Source organism: Pontiella sp. (assembly GCF_041622395.1).
Classification (GTDB): domain Bacteria; phylum Verrucomicrobiota; class Kiritimatiellia; order Kiritimatiellales; family Pontiellaceae; genus Pontiella.
In genome coordinates this window covers 1-20,475 of record NZ_JBFJYW010000021.1, presented here as the reverse complement: position 1 = coordinate 20,475, position 20,475 = coordinate 1, and the positions used below count along the sequence as shown (strand labels likewise).

The 20,475-nt window shown below is 60.1% G+C and carries 12 protein-coding genes; 1 reads left to right on the top strand and 11 read right to left on the bottom strand.

From position 1 onward, the window contains the following. Positions 1–701, bottom strand: a 701-nt coding sequence (locus ABYO54_RS02345; RefSeq protein ID WP_372806515.1) for a hypothetical protein, incomplete at its 3' end; no start/stop codon positions are given. Positions 702–1,052: 351 nt separating this feature from the next. Between ABYO54_RS02345 and ABYO54_RS02340 the strand changes: the two genes are divergently transcribed. Continuing rightward, entirely contained in the window at positions 1,053–2,126 is a 1,074-nt protein-coding gene (locus ABYO54_RS02340) for a substrate-binding domain-containing protein (RefSeq protein WP_372806513.1), read from the top strand. Positions 2,127–2,252: 126 nt separating this feature from the next. Here the strand turns inward: ABYO54_RS02340 and ABYO54_RS02335 are convergent, their stop codons facing one another. The 10 genes from ABYO54_RS02335 to ABYO54_RS02290 all read right to left on the bottom strand — a co-directional run. Next, positions 2,253–3,311 (bottom strand): hypothetical protein, encoded by a 1,059-nt coding sequence (locus ABYO54_RS02335; RefSeq protein ID WP_372806511.1) that lies wholly within the window; start codon positions 3,309–3,311, stop codon positions 2,253–2,255. 1,208 nt (positions 3,312–4,519) lie between these two features. Next, on the bottom strand, positions 4,520–6,751 hold the full coding sequence (locus ABYO54_RS02330; RefSeq protein ID WP_372806509.1) for a transglutaminase domain-containing protein: 2,232 nt from the start codon (positions 6,749–6,751) through the stop codon (positions 4,520–4,522). Between the two features lie 75 nt (positions 6,752–6,826). Further along, positions 6,827–8,611: a putative Ig domain-containing protein gene (locus ABYO54_RS02325; RefSeq protein WP_372806507.1), complete on the bottom strand. Its 1,785-nt coding sequence runs from the start codon at positions 8,609–8,611 to the stop codon at positions 6,827–6,829. Positions 8,612–8,780: 169 nt separating this feature from the next. Continuing rightward, a complete protein-coding gene (locus ABYO54_RS02320; protein ID WP_372806505.1) occupies positions 8,781–12,185 on the bottom strand; it encodes a sulfatase-like hydrolase/transferase in 3,405 nt (1,134 codons plus the stop codon). A 106-nt stretch (positions 12,186–12,291) separates the two neighbouring features. Then, positions 12,292–13,140, bottom strand: a complete 849-nt coding sequence (locus ABYO54_RS02315; protein WP_372806503.1) for a hypothetical protein — start codon at positions 13,138–13,140, stop codon at positions 12,292–12,294. Positions 13,141–13,364: 224 nt separating this feature from the next. Beyond that, the gene (locus ABYO54_RS02310; RefSeq protein WP_372806501.1) at positions 13,365–14,000 is read right to left on the bottom strand and encodes a response regulator; all 636 of its coding nucleotides are present in this window, start codon (positions 13,998–14,000) and stop codon (positions 13,365–13,367) included. A gap of 14 nt (positions 14,001–14,014) precedes the next feature. Continuing rightward, positions 14,015–16,132: a sensor histidine kinase gene (locus tag ABYO54_RS02305; protein WP_372806499.1), complete on the bottom strand. Its 2,118-nt coding sequence runs from the start codon at positions 16,130–16,132 to the stop codon at positions 14,015–14,017. A gap of 43 nt (positions 16,133–16,175) precedes the next feature. Continuing rightward, positions 16,176–17,897, bottom strand: coding sequence for a glycoside hydrolase family 172 protein (locus tag ABYO54_RS02300; protein WP_372806498.1), 1,722 nt, complete (start codon positions 17,895–17,897; stop codon positions 16,176–16,178). Between the two features lie 136 nt (positions 17,898–18,033). Next, the gene (locus ABYO54_RS02295) at positions 18,034–19,221 is read right to left on the bottom strand and encodes an NAD(P)-dependent oxidoreductase (protein WP_372806496.1); all 1,188 of its coding nucleotides are present in this window, start codon (positions 19,219–19,221) and stop codon (positions 18,034–18,036) included. A gap of 86 nt (positions 19,222–19,307) precedes the next feature. Continuing rightward, positions 19,308–20,475 (bottom strand): sulfatase-like hydrolase/transferase (locus ABYO54_RS02290; protein WP_372806494.1); only part of this gene is annotated, 1,168 nt, incomplete at its 5' end.

The window sequence follows — 20,475 nt, the reverse complement described above, 5'->3', positions numbered from 1 at the left end:
TCCTCCGTCAACTCAGCCGTTGGATCCGAAACGTTATAGAGCGTCACCGTGTCGTTGGATCCAGTTGCGGCCCATTCGATCTTGCCCACAACCATCAACAGATTATCAACCCCAACGGTGATGCGTTCAGCGTCATTTTGTATGGCCGTCCCGTTGGTGTAGCAAACCCCCTGCAACACACAATTGGTATAGCCAGCCAAACTAAGACCATTAAACCCCACGCCCACCGCGTTTCCTCCCGCTGAAATTGTTGGAATGTTGTTTGCGGTGTTCGCTTCAAGCGACGCGTCGCCAAAGGCAATCGTCCCGCAAATGGCTCCCGAAACCGTGTATACATCCGAAATTGCTGAGTTCATCAACACACTAAACCAGACTGTCGATCCATCCGCCGTCAACGCGCTTTGCGACTCGGAGGAGATCTCGCGGTACATAGCGGTTTTACCCCCTCTGTCCGGCCGTTGCGCCGCCCCGCCGGTTTCCTCCAGCGCGCCAAACGTCTGCCCACTGATTACCTCAAACGGATTGGAACTACCGGTACCGACATCCGTCCACGCGCCATTCCAGCCATTCGATGTTCCTCCTTGCCCGGGAATCACCGACTCCGAGGTGTAGGCAAACCCCTCGTAGACGGTGCTCGCCTGAGCCTGGACGCCCATAAAACCTAAGAGCAACCCCATGGCCAATATACTGATTTCCTTCATCCCTTTTCTCCTTTTTCGTGCTGGCTCAGATTGAACCCGCACACCCTGCTTCATTGGAAAACCGTTCTTTTCCAACTCCCTTTGGAATCGATTTTCCGGTCACATTCAAACGGGCAAACGCGCCACCGGTACCGCCATCCGCGTTCCGTTCAGTACGACAGCGCTTGAATAAGATCGATTTTCTCCCCCGAGTTTCCCGGCCCCACACACTCACTGAAGAAACCCTACATTTCTGCACACCCCAGCCCCGACCTATTACATTTTCATGCATATCACCATCCTCCCCGCCCCAATAAAAGTCAACGGGTTTCAGGGTGGACAACCTAGCCCCATTAGGGTCTAGTTCCGTTTATGCCGCAATTACGCATTTTGTCCGCCTCCGAGCAGGCGGCGGCCCATCTTCGAGAGTTGCTGCTCCGAGGTCATTGGAGCGGAAACTTGCCGGGAGCACACCGGCTGGCAAAGGAGCTTGGGGTCAACCACAAGACCATCAAGAGTGCGTTGGGACTGCTTGAACACGCGGGGCTATTGAAAGGCCAAGGACCGGGACGCCAACGCGAGATCGTTATGACAAGCGTCAACGCAACCCAACCGGGATTACGGGTGGCGATCCTGCTCCACGAAAAGATTTCCGACCACAATTTGCATCACATCGTCGAACTCCACCACACGCTGGAGGAAGCGGGCCATAGCGTCGTTTCCCCCGCCAAAACGCTGACCGAGCTCAAAATGGATGTGAAGCGAATCAGCCAGCTCGTCGAACACACCGCAGCCGATGCCTGGATAATATGCGCCGGCTCGCCCCAAGTGCTTGCGTGGTTCAGCGCCCGTCCGGAACCCGCCTTCGCCCGTTTCGGTCGCCCTGCCGGCCTGCCGATGGCGGGAGTGGGCTTTGACAAGCAATCGGCATTTTCCGCCGCCACCCGCCGGCTCATCGACCTCGGCCATCGGCGCATCGTGCTACTGGTGAGAAAAACGCAGCGGCGTCCCAAACCCGGCCCAAGTGTTCGGGCTTTCCTCGATGAACTGGAAGCCCACGACATTCCGACGTCCAACTACAACCTTCCGGACTGGGAAGAGAGTCGGGAAGGTTTCCATGATAGATTGGCCTCGCTCTTCCAGATCACCCCGCCCACCGCGCTGATTATCGACGAAGAGATCCTCTTCTCCGCAACACAACAGTTCTTGCTCCAACGCGGAATCCGGGTACCGGCGGATCTTTCGTTGATTTGTTCCTATTCGGACCCCTCCCTGGCATGGTGCGAACCGTCCGTCGCGCATATCCACATGGACACCCGCCCCATTGCCCGCCATGTTGCGCGCTGGGTTGCGTCCGTGCACAAAGGACAACGCAATACGCGGCAAACCTTCCTCCCGGCGGACTTCATCCCCGGCGGCACCATCGGCCCCGCCCCCTCCACGTGAACGTTCGAACCCACGTCTGGCGGGCGCACCGCGTCGGCCCGCCCTTGGGCACATCGTGTTACCGAATCAAAAAACCCGGCTCCGATGGGAGCCGGGTTTTTATGCAACCTTACGCCGGGTTAATCCTTATTCCCCGGATTCGACGCGGAAGAAGACCGGTGTATCTTCCGTGGAGATCGTCCAATTGGTTTCGGTGACTCCGCTGACGGAATACAGGTTGCTCCAGGAGCCGGCCACCAAATCGGTCGAAGACTGCAGATAGTTGATGGTGCCGGCCGTGAGATTGGTTGCGCCCACCGTAACAAAGCCCGCCGCGTAGTCGATCGAGAGCACCGCCGCGTCCACGGTGACCCCACCCACGCCCACGGCAGAAAGCGACGTGCCAAACCGAATTTCGTCAAACATCTCGGTTTGGCCTGATCCAATAGCGACCAGGTTGAAGGTGGCCTGATTCCAATCGTTCGACATCGTGGTAAAAGGCTCCGGCAACTCCGCCAACGGATCAGAAATATTGTACAGGCTCAGGACGTCATCCGTGCCATCTGCGGCCCAATCGATTTTACCGACCACCATTACCGTATTATCGCCGACCAAAATCCTCTCGGCAGAGCCTGCAACCGTTACACCATTGGTATAAATGACTCCCTGGAGTCCGATGTTATCGGAAGATGCGCCGTCGCCGTCAAACCCCACGCCCAAGGCATTTCCGTTTGCACCAATTGTCGGAGGAATGAGGCCGGGATTAACCGAGTCGATAAACGCGGTATCTCCCAACACAATCGTCCCATGCGAATTGGCCGCAAAACCTCCCGTACTTCCCCCCGCGTTTGGTTTCATCAGAACACTGAACCAAATGGTCGTATTGTCTGCGGTTAACGCGGCCTGCGATGCGGTCGAAATCGTGCGGCTCGACTGGGCCACGCCATATCGTTGGGGGCGGACATAGGCTCCGCCGGTTACCGTCAAGTTGGTGAAGGTGAGCCCGGTCCCCACTTCGGGAATCCCGCGCCCCGCTGCGTCGGTGTCCGTACCGACCCAAACTCCTTCCCAGCCCTCGCCACCGGCCTGCCCCCAGACATTTGTCCCATCGGCATAATCGAACCCCTCGTAGACGGTGCTCGCCTGGGTCTGAACGCCCATAAAACCTACAAGCAACCCCATGATCAATATACTGATTTTCTTCATCTTCTTTCTCCTTTTCGTGCTGATTCGGTTCGAATCATCACAACTTGCTTCATTGCAACTTCGTTATTTTGCCATCCCCGGGATTCCATAAAGAATTCCCGCCTAAAAAAAACAGACTAAACGACCCCTCCAAACATCAAACCGCACCACTATTATTAACTTCTTTTTTGATTGTGAATTACAATTAGCACACATCCAAGGTCATGAATTGTATAAATCATGCATGCCTGTGTACGGCGCGGATGCGTGGGCTTATTGAGCGGTCGATAGGGCCGATTTCATAGATAGGTACCTGTTGCAAAAGGTGTGCCATCGGACTTCGGTCGTTGCTTCATCCTGCTTGCGTACCACTTACAAGACCGAACCGCCCAACCGCCACCGAATCTTATGTAACATTAATGTTGCCTGACCGAGGTTTTGCTCCTTTTTTGAAACACAAAGCACTCCTCCGCGCCCCGGTCGTTTCCCTCCGGCGAACCGGCAGGGTCAGAACGCTTATTTCATCATTTTGCACCGATCCGCGTATAAAGCCGCGTGGGTACGCCCACCGATCCCGCCGCCGGTTCGGTAAGTCTTCACGGATTTTCGTCTGAGCAAAGGAGCTGCAAGGCGGTCATGCTTCCCCGAAAGCACCCCCCCTCTTCGCTGGTACGCGCTACGATGGGGCTACGAAGAAGCCCTTTCGAGGAAGGAACGGTGAGCGTGCTTTTGCGGATGTGGAACCAAGCCAGTAACCCAGGAAAGTACATGAACCACAGATGAGAACTCAGATACATGAACAGGATATGCAGAAGAGGCTCTTACTCCGGCGGGTGAGCGGGACAAACTCCACAGCTATTGTTCCGGCGGTTAAATATTGTGAATTCCATGCGGGAGATCGTTAGCCACAAAAGAGCGCAAAGATCACAAAAAGCACCCAAAAGCCTGTGGAATGAATTTTTGGTGTCCTTGCGTTCTCTCGTGGCAATAATCCGGACAGTTATCTGCCGAATCGATAATTGAGTATCCGTGTCCATCCGAGTTCATCAGGGGGTTCCATTCCCGGATTTAGTCCCTCTCTATTCAAATCCCATCCTGTTTACGACGGATTTTTTTTCCACAGAGTCCACAGAGGCACAGAGAAGCAGCGCACTTACAGCCCTCTGCGGCCGCGACCTAGAGCGGGCGGTTGAATTTGGTTCCGGCTACGCCGGGTTAGGATTACGTCTTTAAAACTCCACGACGATTTCGGCGGGAGCCGCCGCGGCGGGATCGAGACGTTCCCGCAGGGAGGCTTCCATAACCGCCCGGTCGCGGTTCACCGGACCGTTGAACACCTCTGTTCCGTTCACCGACAGGCGCACGGGTTGATCCAGGTCGAGAAGTTGCTCGGAGAGCCGGACGCGCGTTCCGTTCGGCACGTCGCCTTCGAGCCGGAGGATTTGGCCATCGACTTCGGCAACGATCTTGGCCCCTTTTACCGCGGCATTTTCTGGAATTTTGAGCCAATAGAAACGGTCGTGCAGGATGTTGTCCTGAACCCAGACGATCTTCTTCGGCCAGGGATTGCGCGCAAAGCCGGCCATCCACGGCACCGCTTCGCGATCGTTATGCTGCATCCAATGGCCGAGGCCTTCGTAGATGCGGACGCGGTGGATATAGCCTTCCGGGTTCTGGCGTTGCAGCTCGTCGAGCGCCTGGCCCTTTTCCGCCGCGTGCAGGTTTCGTTTATACGCACTGTCGTTCCCGCCCATGTAAATGGCAAACGGCAGATTGTACAACCCCAGCAACGACATGTCGCCCGGATGCCCCGCCATCATCGATGCGGCGGCAAAGCGATCGGCCATGCGCGGCGCCAGCTGCCAGACGCCGTCGCCCCCGGCGGAATAGCCCATCAGGTAAACCTTGTTCGGGTTGACGCCGCGCAACGCGACGTGGTTTTCGATCAACCGCGCAAATAGGTGGTCGATGTGACTCTGCTGCCACAGGTTCCAGGTGTCGGTCGGCGCGCGCGGCGCGATATAGATCCCCTCTGCGGGTTGATACAGGTTGATCTGGTTCTTCCACTGCTTGTCGTTCAACGCGGTGGGCGCCCCGCCGCCGCCATGCATCGAAATCCAAAGACTGCGCCCGTCAGCCGGCGCTTCGCCATAGGTCTTTTCCAGCCACCGCAGGGTTTTACCGTCGAACGCGATCTCCTGCTGCTCCAGCTCCGCCTGCCGCTCGGCGCGGGAGGCCTCCACCAATTCGTTGAAGAGCTTTTGAACGAGTTCTTGGCTTGCGGTGTTGTTGACCGCAAAGACGCGAAGATCCGAAGATTTGGAATCATGCTTACCTTGCATCTTCGCGTCTTTGCGGTCATTGATCCATTCCAGCTCCGCCCGTTTCACATCCAGGGTCGAAATGCCCGGCTCGGCAACAAACGGCGCGGTCTGCCGATCGCCGAAACGCAGCCGGTAGGTTTTTCCCGGCTCCACCTTAATGCGGGGAACATCGTTCAGATCGGCGCGGTTGCCGCGCGTCTCGAAGGTGGCCAGAACGGATCCTTCGGGCGAGATCAACGCCCCCTCGGCCATGATCCGCTCGCCCTGCTCATCGAAGAGACGGACGCCGAGTTCGTGCGCATTCTTTTCGGACGGCGACGCGTAGCGATCGGTGACGTTGAGGCCCGGAACGGAATGGTCGTGCTGCGCCCACACCATCGGAAAGTACAGATCCGTCTTTTTCCACGAGGTCGCGTAGATGGCGTGCGCAAAACTGTCCGCCTGGGCCTTGGAGGCCGCGCCGACGAACCAGCCGCGGTCGACGCCCTCGGCGTTGTATTCATCGGCCCCCATAAAATGCCAATCGCCGTCGCGGATTTCGACCCAGGTATGGTTGCCGCGCTTGTTGGTCCACAACGGGGTGCCCGCCACCCGCGCGGGGATGCCGACGGCCCGGCAGGCATCGACCAGAATGATCGACAGCCCGGTGCAGGATGCCTTGCCCAGTTCGGCCGACTCGTTCGGGCTTTGGTTGGGGCGCTTGCGCTTTCGGCTGTAGTGGACGTTGATGGCATCGAAGAAATCGCGGTTGAGCAGCTGTGCCGCCTCGGTCGCCGTTTTCGCGTCGCGCACGATGGCCGATGCCGTTTCAAGATAGTCCGCCCGCCAGGCCTCGCGGGTTTCGTCGAGCACGGCATAGGGCAGCACGTCGTTGAAGAAGATCTCCTCCGGCACGGCCTTTGCCCACGGGAAGGTTTCGCGGGCCTTGAGGGCCAGCTCCAGATTTTCGAGCAGGAAGTCCGCACTCAACTGCGCCCGGTCGGCCGCCGGCATGTGTTCGACCAAAAAGGCCGCGGCCCTTTCACCCAAAGCGCCGTGCGCCTGCCGCGCGGCGACCATGAAGTCGGCGGTCGAATCGGCCCTAGCGACCATTGAAAAGAGAAGGGAGAGCAGTAATGCGTAGATCGTTCCGTGCATGGTATTCCTCATGAAAAATAGAAAACGCCACCCAGTATTTCCGGGTGGCGTTGCAATGTCACGGTCGTTGTTTGATTAATAGGCGGCTTCGATGCGGTAGAAGACCGGCGAATTCGAAACGGCGATCGTCCAATTGGTTTCGGTGACGCCGGTTACGGAATAGAGATTATTCCACGTGTCGCCGATCGCCAGGTTTTCCTTATACTGCAGGTAGTTGACCACGTAGGCCTCTGCGGAAAGGTTGCCGGCCGAAACGGTGACGGCGCCCGCGCCGGCCGTGATGGTCAGCTCCGGCGTATCGGGGGTCTCGATCGCCGGCGTGGCATAGATCTTCAGTTCATCCGCATGGATGCGACCTCCGTTTGGCAACCCGTCATCGCCGGAACGGATGAAGAAGACCATTTCGCCCAGTCCCGAAACATCGTTCGGGGTGGTGAACGAAAAGGCCGTATCGGATGCGGTGGATCCCGTCACCACGCTGGCTTTCTCGTTCGCGTGGACCGTACCGGAAGTACCCCCAAGATCAACATAGGTGACCTGGCCTTCGACGCCCAGCGAAGCATTGCTGCTGGCAATCCAAGGACTGACGGTTCCCGTTACCGGAATATAACCCTGCCCCGCGCCGACGTCATCCGCCGGCAGCCCGGCAAACAGACCGTATTCGGCGATGGCGCCATCGGCCGTATCACCCCGGTCGCACATCAGAAAGTCGATCGTATACAGGGTATTGGGCTCCCAGGCCAGACCCGTCGGGATATAGAAGAAGCCCGGTCCGGGATTGCTCGAGCCGGTATTGCTATTCACGTAAAACACGTTTCCGTCGCCCAGCCCATCTTTAGCAACACCGAACGCGGTGTAACGGCGGGAACCGGCGGCATCGGAAGTACCCGTGCCTTCAAAATTGAACTCCCAGGCCGGAACGAGCAGTTCCTTAACTTCGATGGTCATCGTGGCACTGACCGAACGGGCCAATTCGTCCGTCACCTGCACCGAGAAGGTGTTGATGCCGATATCGCTCTCGGCCGGCGTTCCGGTGATGGTTCCGTCGGTGGCCATGCTCAGCCAGGTTCCGGTGGTCAGCAGACTGTATTCCAAGCCCGACCCCGTGGCCGTGCCGGCAATCGAATTGGTGTAGGCAACCCCGGCTTCGGCGTAGGGCATGCTGAACGGGTCTTCGGTGAATTCGGGCGCGGCCGGATCGTCGAACTCGCCCACGACCTGAACCGCGCTGAATACGCCGCGGTTGGCGATACTTGCGCCGTTGGTGGTGGTCTGCCACTCGCCCAATACGGTGCCATCGGTGTGCACGTCCACGCCGCTGAACACGACATAGCTTTGGCCGTTGGTGAACCCGGCATCATCTTCGCTGGGAACGCCGCTGCAAAGTTGCCATTCCGTCCAGCTGCTTCCGCCGTCGCCGCTCACGCGGAATTCGGAGCCCGCATCGATATATTCCCATGTGGCGTAGAAATAGAGATCGACCGTGGAACCGGTCATCCCCCCGATCGTGAAACTATTGGTGGCAGCCGGCCCCGGTTCTCCGGAACCACTCAGAAAAGCCTGGGTGTTGAAGAAGCTCGTCGCCGAGCCGGCAGTGCTGCCGAAAGAGACCCCCCCTTCGCCGGTAATTTGGAAACTGGCCCCGGTCCCCGACCCGTCTTCCGCCACCAGATTGGCGTAAAGATCCTTGGACCCCACCGGATTCCACGTCACATCGCTGGCGATACCAACGACCCCCGGCAACTTATTGGCCGTTGGGCCCCGGCTCGTGTTGGTGGTTAAATCAATATTCACCACCGTGGCCTGGGCACCGCCCAATGCAAACAGGGCGATTAAACTTGTTCCAATGATTTTTTTCATCTCTTTCCTCCTATTGGGTTTCCGCGTTGCTGTGAATCAATGGCCGAGCCAATACCCTACAAAGGTAGCGGGCGTGGACCCAAGCCAAATAACGATAAATAATTGAAGAAAAAACGCCGCCTGTCTACTGCCCTTATGGACAGGTCCGGAGCCGAAAAGGGCCCCGGATCTACTCCTCTTCCACCCTAAAGAAGTGCTGGTTGTCGGCAGGCCACCCGATGCCGAGGGTATTGGTGGGCGCCGTGGTGGAAATCGACTCGAACAGATTCGACCACGCGGAAACCGGGCTCAAAAGCGACTCGCTCCCGCGTATCCGGTAGGTTTGGCCGGTGGTGCTGTTCCAGGTGAAGGTCAGCCCCCCGGTTGCGGAATAGGCCATGGCCAAATGGATTTCCGGCAAGCGGTAGAAGCTGGTATCCGCAATCGCCTGGCGATCGAAATCCGGCCCCTCCCAGTCCAGACCGAGCGCGTGCGCCGAGGCGCCGCCATGGCGGTAATAGAGGCGGAACGGATGAAGCCCCGCTTCCAGATTGATCGATCCGGACTGCTCCGTTCCGTCGTGGTTGAAATCGTCGTCGATCACATGGGCGTCGTGGAGGAACAGGTTCGCCCCGCTGTCGGACGTCAGATGGAAGGTATAGGTCCCGGCGGCGGGAATTTGAAGGTATCCGCTGAACAGAATTCCGACGTGGTCGTCGCGCGAGCGCACCGCGAGATCGAGGTTCGGCACGCTGCCGGAGGCGACGGCGGGAAGATCGCGGAACTCGGGCACGAACGACCAGATGCCTTCGTGGCAGGAATAGTCCAGGCCGGGCTGCACGCTGCGGGAAGCATCCGGCACACTCGCATCGTCGTATGGACGGGTGGCGGTGCTTTCGGCCCGGCGCCCCTGCAACGCGATGTCCTTCATTTGTTGATGCAGCTCCGGCAACGACGCGGCCAGATCGGTCCCCTGCCCCGGATCGTTGACGACGTCGTAGATGCGGAAGTCGTAGCCGTTGTCCTCGATGTCGGTGCGGAGGCCCATATAGTCGCCGATGCGCACGCACTGCATCTGGTCGCGGCGTTCGCCGGCATGGTTCGGGAAATAGGAGTTCCAGCCGGAGGTGGCGCTGTTGTGGTAATACTCGAAATAGAGATAGCCCTTGTCCCGCTGGGTTCCGGCGCCCGTCAGCGTCGGCAGAATCGAAACGCCGTCGCACCAGGCCGGCGCCGCAATCCCCGCGATTTCGGCGAAGGTCGGCATCCAATCCCAGATCGCGCAGGGATAGTCGATTTCGCGAATGTTGCCTTCATCGCCGGTGGCGCCGTCGATCATCCCGGGCCAGTTGACGATGGTGGGCACGCGGATGCCCGCTTCCAGCAGATCGCGCTTGGTGCCTTCCATGTTGGCGAAAGAGCCGAAATAGCGCGGATCGTTCCCCTCGTTGTGCGGCCCGTTGTCGGAGGAAAAGACGACGAGCGTATGGTCGTCGATCCCCAGATCGACCAGCAGCTGCATGAGATCGGCCATGGAGTTGTCGATGCGGCGGATCATGCCGACGTGCTGTTGGTTCGAGGTCGGCCAATCCGGATCGTTGTCGGGATGGTTGTAGGCGTCCTCCGTGCCGGTTCCGTCGGCGGTCGAGGCATAGCGTACCAAGCCGTCGGCGTCGGTTTCGGTGGTCCACTGGATGCCGCCGGAGAGGCCGCCGCCCGCGGGATAGGCCACGGCGGGACGCTGCATCTTGAAGTGCGGCGTGTCGTAGGCCAGATAGAGGAAGAAGGGCTGGTGGTCGCCATCCTGCACCTCTTCGGTGATGGCCTTCTTGGCATAGGCGGTCCAGGCATCGGTGGTGTAGAGATCGAGCGAGGCATTGGTGGTCTTCTCGTAGCCGTTGTAGATGTGCGCCGTCTTCGAGGTGCCGCCGTTCTGCGGGTAATGCTCATGCCCGTCCGCGTGGAACAGGTAGCCGAAAAACTCGTCGAACCCCCGCTTCATGGGGTGGGCCTCCAGATTTTTCGATCCGGTGCCGGTCAGCGCGACGCTGCTCTCGCCGCCGGCCACGCCGTTCTTGCCGACGTGCACCGTGCGGTAGCCCGCCCGGCGCAGCAGGTCGGCGATGGTGTGGTTGTCGGCGATGGCCTTGTCGAAGTTGTTGTCGCGCACCGTGGCATGCCCCTGGTGGCGGCCCTGCAGCAGCGACGAACGGGTGGGCGCGCAAACCGCCGCGGCGACATAGTGGTGGGTCAGCTTGGCGCCGCCCGCCGCGATCGCGTCGATGTTGGGCGTGTCGAATTTTTGGGAGCCCGAGCGCTGGTCCTGCCAGAAACAGCCGAGGTCGCCATAGCCCAGATCGTCGACGAAGAAAAAGAGAATGTTCGGTCGCTCCAGATATTCATCCGGATCGTTGGGATCGAGCCCCCGCTCGACTTCGAGGCCGTCCGGCGTACCGTCGCCGTCGCTGTCGCGTTGGTTCGCGTCGGTGGAATAGCGGCTGAGCTCGTCGAGATCCGGCAGGCCATCCCGATCGGTATCGGTGCCCGCGTCCGGCACGATCACCGTTACGGTCGCATCCATCGTGCCGGCCTCCCCGGAGCCATCTTCCGCCGTGGTGACCGAAAGCGTGTAGATGGTGGAGGTGCCGACATTGCCGATCAAGACGCGGCCGGAATCGAGCGAAGCCTGCCCGTCGGCCGAAGCCACAAGCGAGGTGACCACGCCGGCGCCGTCACTGATTTCCAGATGGCCGGCCGCAACCGTTTCCCAAGCCAACTCAACGTCGCCGGACATGCTGAAAGCGTCCGGACTCGCGTCGAACGAGGCGATGTACGGCACCCCGTTGGAGGTCGCCGTGCCGGTAACGGGGTCCGTGCCGGAAAAAGAAAGAAGGGTCGGATCGTCGGCAAACGAAACCCCGTCCACGAAAATCTTCGCGCCCTGTTCCGTGAATTCGGCCAGGCTGTGGAGCGCCAGTTGTGCGCCGAACGCCAAATGGACCTCGGAGGCGTTGATCGGGATCCCCGTACCGTTGAGCGTCAGCGAACTCGTGCCATCCACCGAAACGACGGCTTTGAGGATGAATTCAAATTCGGCGGAACTGCCGTCCGCGACCTGCAAGGTGGAACCGGCCTCGTACATGGTGATGCCCGAACTCTCCTTCAGCTCGATGCGGCCGCCGTCTTCGACAACGATCGAATCGAATCCCGATACGGAATAGACGCCCAGCCACGATCCCGAACCGGAAATGGTCATGACCGATCCCGCACCGCCCCCAACCACCTGGTCGTTGCCGGCAAGCACCTTCGCGTTCGCCACCAGCAGGTCGTCGCCGGATGCCAGCATGAAATCGCCGTTGAAGTTGCTGGGCTTCCCCGACCCCGAGGTAATCTCGATCCGCCCGCCCGTATCGGCCGTAAGTTCGGTGTTGGCATCGATTGAACCGCCCGACGGGACCGAGCCGGAATCGTCGAGCCAGTTCGCTTCCTTGTAAAGCGAGACCGCATCGCCCGCCCCCGTCCAGGTCAACGCCGCCGGCACCGGAGCGGCCGCCGCGAAAACGACCGCCGCCAACATCAACATTCGAATATCCACTTCCATTCTCCTAAACATTCCTTCATCCGCCCCGGCACCGCGCTGGACGGAAAACCAAAAGCCGCCCGGGAATGGGCGGCTTCGCAATGTGCCAGCGGAAAACCCGCTAGGCCATGAAAAAACGGCGTCCCCAAAGTATGGCACCGCCGAACGCGACCACCAATCCAAGCACAGCCGGTTCCGGAATCGCGGTGACCGTAGTGCCATCGAAGGAAAGAATGGAACTGTCGTCGGCATAGGAAACCCCATCCACAAAGATTCTCGCCCCATGCGTTGTGAAATATTCAAGAGAGGACAACGTCAGCTTAGCGCCCAAAGCCAAATCGACGCTACTGAAGGGAGCGGCCGAAGTCGTCGTCACCTCCAGCGAGCTGGTGCCGTCAACCGTGATGGCTTCGTCAAAAACAAGCCCGAAATAGTCCGCCGTCACCGAACCGCCGTTGGAAATCGAAACCCCATCGGTGTAGCTGGCAGCAGCTCCCGAGAATTTCCCCGTCAGCGCAATCGTTCCGCCGTCGACCGTCACCGTGGTAAAGTTTCTGGCATCCACGCCGCTCAGCGTTGCTCCGCCCGAAACCGTCAACACCTGATCGGATCCCTGCCACGACGAAATCACGCTGCCGTCGTTGCCACCCGTTGCTGTCATGATGAGGCTTTTCCCGCCGGATACCGTTAGGCTGTTGTTGCCAATATTAAAGAACGACCCAGCCGCGGACGGTTGGCCGAATCCCGATGAGATCTCAATCAATTTCGCAACCCCGGTATCCGCACTCACCGCCGAGCCGCCATCAATGGTGCCGTTTGCCGGAACGCTTCCGGTATCATCCAGCCAGTTGGCTTCCTGATAGAGGGAGATCGCGTCCCCGTTCCCGGTCCAAACCAACGAGCCGTGGGATACGGCTCCAACAAACAACGCTGCGCACGCCGCAGCAAACATCATTGTTCTATTAATCACGCTCTTCTCCTTTTGTTGGTAAAATAACCGGCACCCAGCAAGCTGGAGCGTCCGTTTTTCTTTCGCCCACCCCCATGGCCAATGGCACGGGTAGACTTCGAGTCAACGGATAAGATACCGTAAACAATCGACTCCCGTCTACTGTCCATAGGTACAGGTAATCGCAGAAAACGAGCCATTTCCCGCTGTCCGGGCACGTCCCATCAGGGCCAATCGCAAGGGCGTCAGATAATGCCGGCGCGCAGCGCTTTACCGACGGCGCCGGATTGCGACTGGACGTGGAGCTTGCCGTAGATGTTGGTGAGGTGGAATTTGGCGGTGCGCCGGGCAACGCCGAGCGCCGTGGCGATATCCTGCACGGAACAATCCTGGGCGAGCAATTCGAGCACCTCGATCTCGCGGGCGGTCAACTCGACCTTATCCGCGGGGGAAGGCTTGCGCATCTCCTCGAGCACGATTTTGGCCACCGCCGGACTCAGCGCCGCACCCCCGAGGAAAACCTGCCTCAAGCCGTTGATGATTTCCTCGGCCGAGGAGGTTTTCAACAGGTAGCCCGCCGCTCCGGCATCCAACGACTGAAGGACCTTTTCCTTGTCCTTGAACATGGTCAGCACAATCACGGTGACATCGGGCGCAATTTTCAGCAACCGCTGGATCCCCTCCACCCCGCCCATGCCCGGCAGGCCGAGATCCATCAGCACCAGATCGGGGCGGGCGTCGGACGCGATGGCTTCGAGAAACTCGATGCAGGAGGGAAAGACCCGGTCGCAGGTCATCTGCTGCTCGCGGTTCAACATCTTCTGAAGGGTACGCCGAAAAACCGTGTCGTCCTCCACCACCCACACCTTGATTGGCACCATTCCGTTTTCTCCGTTCAGTTCGAGGTTTTATACGCCCGTCGGGGTTCATTCCGCAACGCATCGAGCGGAATTTCCAGTTCCACCGTGGTGCCTTCGCCCGGGTGCGACCGCAGCTTCATCGCGCCGCCGAGCTCCTCGGCCCGTTGCCGCATGCTGGCGAGGCCCCAGCCATCCGAGACGCTAACCGGGTCGAATCCGCACCCGTTGTCGGCAACCGAAATACGGAGCTGCCCGTCGCTCGCGGTCACCGATAACTGCGCCAGGGTGGCGTGCGCATGGCGGGCGCAGTTATGAACCACTTCCTTGAAAAACATGATCAGATGCCGCTTCGCCGTCAACGAAACGACCAGATCGGGACAATCCTGCGGCAAGTCGACCGCCAGCCCCGTACGGCCCAGCACCCGCTCGGCCCGCTCAACCAGCTTATGCAACAGGGCCGGCAGCCGGATCGTTTTCTGGTCGATCACCCAGACCACCTCGCGCAGCGACGCGCAGGCCTCGCGCGCCATCAGCGAAAGATCGGTCAGCTCCTCCTTCATCTCGCCCGGCGGGGCTAGATGTTCCAGTTGCTCGGTCGTGAGCGCGATGCTGCCCAGGCTGCTGCCGACTTCGTCGTGCAGATCCCGCGTGATGCGCCACTTCAATTGTCCGAGCACACGGCGGCGCTGCAACCGCTGCAGCACCATCGCACACAGCAACCCCAGGCAAAGCAGGCCACCGATCCAGATGCTCCACTGCAACTGGACCCTGCGCAAGCGGGCGCGCGCAACGGCGAGCTCCTGCTCCACCGCCGCCAGCCGACGGTCCAGCGGCCGGCGCTTGGCCAGCCCCCGAATCCATTCGCCCTGCGACATGATGCGGCGATGCCGGCTGCACCCGTCGACGAGCCGGGGCAACTGCTCCAGCGCCTCTTTCGGCAAGCCGTTCGCCGTAATCTTGCACCCGATCGAGTGGATGTATTCGTTTTGCGAGACCAGGATTTCCCCCAGCCCCAGAATCCGTTGGCCTCTATATTCCGGAAAGCCCTCCATGGTGATCCGGACAAAACGGGCGTTGTAGGATGTGCCCACGACGGAAAACAGGTTGTCGCGGAACATGCGGTCGCCCACGTTTTTCGACACGATCTTCTTGGGGCGATTGAACCCCGGGCCGGCGGAAAGCTCCACCAGCACCTTTTGCGGAAACCCGAACGAAGGCAGCGCCAGCAGATGCGGAGCCTCCGCCGGCCAGAAGTGGATGCGCCCGATCGGCTTGACTTTGCCCAAGTCCAGAATCACCTGGACCTGGCCGCCGGCCGGTTCGCCTTCCTTGAAGGTCACCAGCAGATCGTCCGACTCCACCGTCGCATCGCTCAGCGGAAAGCCAAACCCCGCCGCGCCATCGTTCAGGTATTCGAGACTCCACAGCGGTTTCATGCCGAACGAATCCGAGGCCATGACCGTCAGCGAATCGTCGCCCCAGGTGGCCATATTGGCCCCCACGCGCGCATCGGCGGTTTGGCGGAACAAGTAGACTTCGCCCAGGGCATAATAGGCCGCGCCCGATTGCTGGACATCCTTGGCAACGGTGATCCGGATTTCGCGGGCGATTCGATTGATGTCAGAGAAAAAGACCGGATAGGGACCGGGATCGGGAAAATCCTCCTGCATCCAGTCGACCACGGTCACGAACGCCTCCGCCCCCTCTTCCAACACCTCGATCCTGAACCGCCGGGGAAAGGCATAGGGGTTCCCGCCGTATTCGAGCGGATTGAACGCCGGCGCCAGGGCGATCGCCCCGATTTCCAGCGGACGGTTTGCCTTGAACAAGAGGCGGTGCAAGGGAAGGTTGCCCGCGCTGCCGGGATCATCGAACAGCGAATGGAACCCGAGGTGGTCGGCCATGAACTTGGGATCGTGCTGCGGCAAAACGGAGATTTTTTGCAGCAGCTGCTCCCGCTCGTCCTCCAGTTGCCGAATCCGCGCAGAGAGGCGTCTGGCCGGCGCCGGGGAGTCCGGCCCGGCCCGCAGTTCCGCGGGAAAGCGCGGATCCACCGGCTCGGCCGATGCCGTTGCAAGAAACGAAAGCATGGCGGCAATGGCCGAAGCCACCCGACCCGTTGCAGACCGCAGCGCTGACGTATCGTATCCCATTGCCGCACATTATCGGGAAAACCTTCGCCCCAAGCAACGGCGTTTACCCGCAAACCGCAAAACGGCGCCGTTTTTCAGCGTGGGTCCGTGGCCCCGGCCCGCATGCTGGGTTATTCCGACTTCGCCGCGCCGCCATCCATGTCCGGGCAAGGCGGAACGTTGAGCACCTCTTCCGGCTCCGGCTTCCGGTTGGAGGTCGTGTCCGCAAAACCATACCAATACGTTCCAACGCCGTAGCCCACTCCGCAATCCGCCCAGTGCCAGACTTCCATGTCCAGCTTAGCGAGCTGCCGAACGGCATGGTGTCCAACGAACGACTGCGCGTTTCGACGCTGAAACCGAGATTATTGTCCTCTCGCTCGGCAGTCTTGCGGTTGAGCTTGTTGTATTTATAGGCGCGCGGCTGGGCATGGAACGGGTGTTGATAGAAGTCGGTGCTTCTTGCGCCCCAGGAATACCCATAATAGTCCTCGGTGCCCGTGCCGAACAACGACGGAAAATCTTCGCCGTCGACCCAGATCTTCTCGTCGCCCTCGCCCCACCATTTATCGGTCGGGTTCATGAGCGTCAACGTGTCGCCGACATAGACCCCGCGCCCCTTGAGCGAAACATAGTTCCAATCCGAATACGGCCGCGTGGCCAGCGGATATTGGCCGCGCCACCCGGCGTGGAAATACATGGAACGCTCGTCCCAGGTCCACGCGCCGGTTTTGACTTCCAGCTCGGCCTCCACCGCCTCGTCGCCCAGGTTCAGCAGCGAAACCCGGCCGCCCTTGCGATAGGGCATGACCCAACGGCAACTCATGGTTCCGTCTTCGCCCACCGTGCGATACCACCCTTCGACCGGATTCAGCCCCACTCCGGTGCCAAAGAACTCGCCGAGCGGACACCAGACCGTTTCCCGGCCGTCGAACTCCATTTTGAGCACCACCTTACGGGTGACCGCCGGATCCGCATAGCTGCCCAGTTTCACGGTAAGCTCGCGCACCGAGGCCGTTCCCTCCGGAAGATCCAACGCCTTCTCTTGTTGGCTCCCCAGCTTGGCCCGGAAGCGCTGCGGCTTGACCGCACCATCGGCTTCGGGATTCAGCAACCTTTGGCCGGCTTTTTCCGTCAACGCTTTGGCGGCCTCGAAATCCTTCATCGTGAAGGTTTTGATGGGCGTGCCCGCATCGTATTCCCGGAAGGTGAATATAAAATAGAACGGGTGTTTATCGGTCGTCACCTTGCAGCTTTTGGCGTAGGGAATCGGGAAAAAGTTGACCGCCGAACGCAGGGATGGGTGGGCCAAGGGATAGGGAATCAAACCGTCGCCGCCGAACATTTCGAGCATGTTCCCCTCGATTGCGGGTTCATCGGAACCGTCGAGATAGATCCGCATGGTGATGTCCGTGGCCGGTTTCCCGACGAACCGCCAAGGCATCCAGGAGCGCACGATCGCCCCCGGCCGCTCGTGATCCATCAAGACCCATTCCTTCCGGCCGTTGTTTTCCTCGATACGGATAAAATTCGTATCCGTCTCTTTCCAGTTGGTGTCCTTGTTCTTGAACCACCCTTTGGGGTCGTCGGGGCTGGTCGATCTCCGGTCGTAGCTGCTGTGTTGCTTTAGCCGGAAGTCCGGTTCCGGATAGCGCGCAACGGCGTCGCGATCCACCATATCGGTCAACAGCGTTTCGATGGATATGGGCGCTCCAGCCTGAACAGAAAGACCACACAGCGCCGCCCCGGTGCACAGCAAACCAACGACTCTCGAAATATACTTCATCTCTTTTACCCCTCTCAAATTTTCACGGCTCCGACCTTAGCGCCAGATCGATTAAAAAAAATTCCATCGGTCCATCTCGTTATCCCGGCACGTCCTTGGCCGACCGCTCCAACGATGCCAGACCCACCGCTGGTCGCTATTTCAGCATTGCCGCGATGACATGCTCCGCAGTCTTGATTTTCGCAAGGGCCTCGGGCTCAAGCGCGTGATCGAGCGTGAGGGTACACGAGGCGGCGGCGCCCCCGGCAAAGATATGGTTTTCGATCTGCTGCACATTGATGCCGGCAGTCCGGATGACCTCCAGCACGCGGGCCAGCACGCCAACCCGGTTGTAGTGGCGGACGACCAAGTTCGTGGTTTCGACCGGTTTTTCCTGGATGTTGACCGTATTGGCGGGAATCCCGGTGAATTTATAGGTCTCGACGATATGGACCACTTCCTCGGCAACCGCCTCGGCGGCCTGGTCGGTCGAGGCGCCGATATGCGGCGTGCAGTTCGCCAACCCGGCCAACTCCGCATCCGCGAATTCCGCAACGCCGCCGGCCGGCTCATTTTCGAAGACATCGAGTCCCGCGCGAATCCCTTTGTTGCGGATGGCCGCTTTGAGCGCCGCCGTATCGACGACTTCGCCGCGGGCGCAGTTGATCAGAATCGCGCCGTCCTTCATCTTGGCCAGGAAAGCGGCGTCCACCAAATGGGTCGTTTCGGCGGTGGCCGCCAAATGGAGACTGACCGCGTCCGCCAGCACGGCCACGTCGCCGGGCGTTTCGCAATAGCCGATTCCAAGGGCGGCGGCGGTCTCCGGCGTCAGCGACCGCGACCAGCCGACGACCTTCATCTGCAGCGCCTGCGCACGCAACGCGGTGGCCTTGCCGATGGCGCCGAGCCCGATCACGCCCAGGGTGCGGCCCTTGAGCCCCCGCGCCTGGCCATATTCCTTCTTCTTCCACTCGCCGCCCGCCAGATCGCGGTTCGCCGCCACGATCCGACGATCCGCCGCGATCAGGTGGCCAATGGCCAGTTCCGCCACCGCATCGGTGTTTTTCCCGGGCGTGTTGGCCACATGGATTCCGCGGCGGCTCGCCTCGGCCAGGTCGATCGTATTGACCCCGGCGCCGGCCCGGATGATTAGGGAGAGGCTTTCGCCGCGTTGGATGGTTGCGGCGGAAACCTTGGTGGAACGCACCACCAGGATCTCGGCATCGCCGATCGCCTCCGGAAGGGATTCGGCGGTCAGGTCCGGATTCATTTCCACTTGGCACCCCAAAGCGGTTAGGCGCGCGACCGCGCCGTCGGACAGTTTATCGGCAATCAATACATTCATGTGTGGGAACTCCTATCTCAACAAGGTTCGGCCCTTCCGGGAACAAAAACCCCCGAGCACGGACCCGGGGGAGCGTTGGTTCAATGCTATTTCTTTTTCCCGGCGAGGCCTTCGTCGCGCATTTCGCGCCAGAGGACGGTCATTTTCTTCGCCATGGTTGCGACGGTTTCGGGATACTTGTCGGCAATGTCGTTGCCCTGGCCGGGATCGAGCTCGAGATCGTAGAGCTCGAACCGTACGGGATCGTTGTTGGCCAGCCACTGGTCGAGCGTCTGCACGTCCGGATCGCGCTGGGGCAACCAGCCGATGAGCGAATATTTTCCTTCGCGCATCGAAACTTGCGGCATCATGTACCAGGTATCGCCGTGGTGCGGGAAGAACCAGACGGCGTTTTCTTGGCGCGTTACCGTTTTATCCAAAAAGGCATTAAAGGCATCGACTCCATCAATGTTGCGGCCTTCGGGTACCGGGGCGTCAACCAAGCCGCAGACCGTCGGCAGGATGTCGCATCCGTTGAAGAGGACATCGCTTTCGGAACCGGCGGGGATTTTACCCGGCAACCGGGCAATGCCGGGCACGCGGTGTCCGCCTTCGTAGGGATAGCGCTTCATGCCGCGCAGCTCGCCGGGGGTGCCGAAGCACTTGTCGCGGATGGGATCTTCCCACTGACCTCCCGACTCCAGGAACGTCACCGGCGTTTCCGGGCCGTTGTCGCTGGTGAACAGCACGAGGGTGTTTTCCGCGAGGCCCTGTTCTTCGAGGGTCTGCATCAGGCGGCCAACGGCGTCGTCGAGCTGTTGGACCGTGCCGTAATAGTCTTTCTTATACTCGGAGATATCCTTTTTCGGACGGGCCACCGTTCCGTACTTGTTTTCCTTTTCCAGCTGGTCGACCCAGGGATTGTCGTATTTGGCGCTGTATTCCGCCGGCGGATCGATCGGCGTGTGCGGCTCGTGCGAGCAGACATACATGAAGAAGGGTTTTTCCTTGTTGCGCTTGGACTTCAGCCATTCGCGGGCGTCGTCGACGATCACGTCGCAGTACCAGCCCCCGACTTCGCCCAGCGGTTCGCCGTTCTTGATGAAGCGCTTGGGATTGCTCGGGCCGCCATGGGCGGGGAACGAGTTGAGGGTGGTGCCCATCCAGTAGTCGAAGCCCTGCTCGCCGGGGCCGGGGTGCGTGTAGTTGGGGTTTTTCTCCAGCGTGGAGAGATGCCACTTGCCCCAGAAGGCCGTCTCGTAGCCCTTTTCCTTC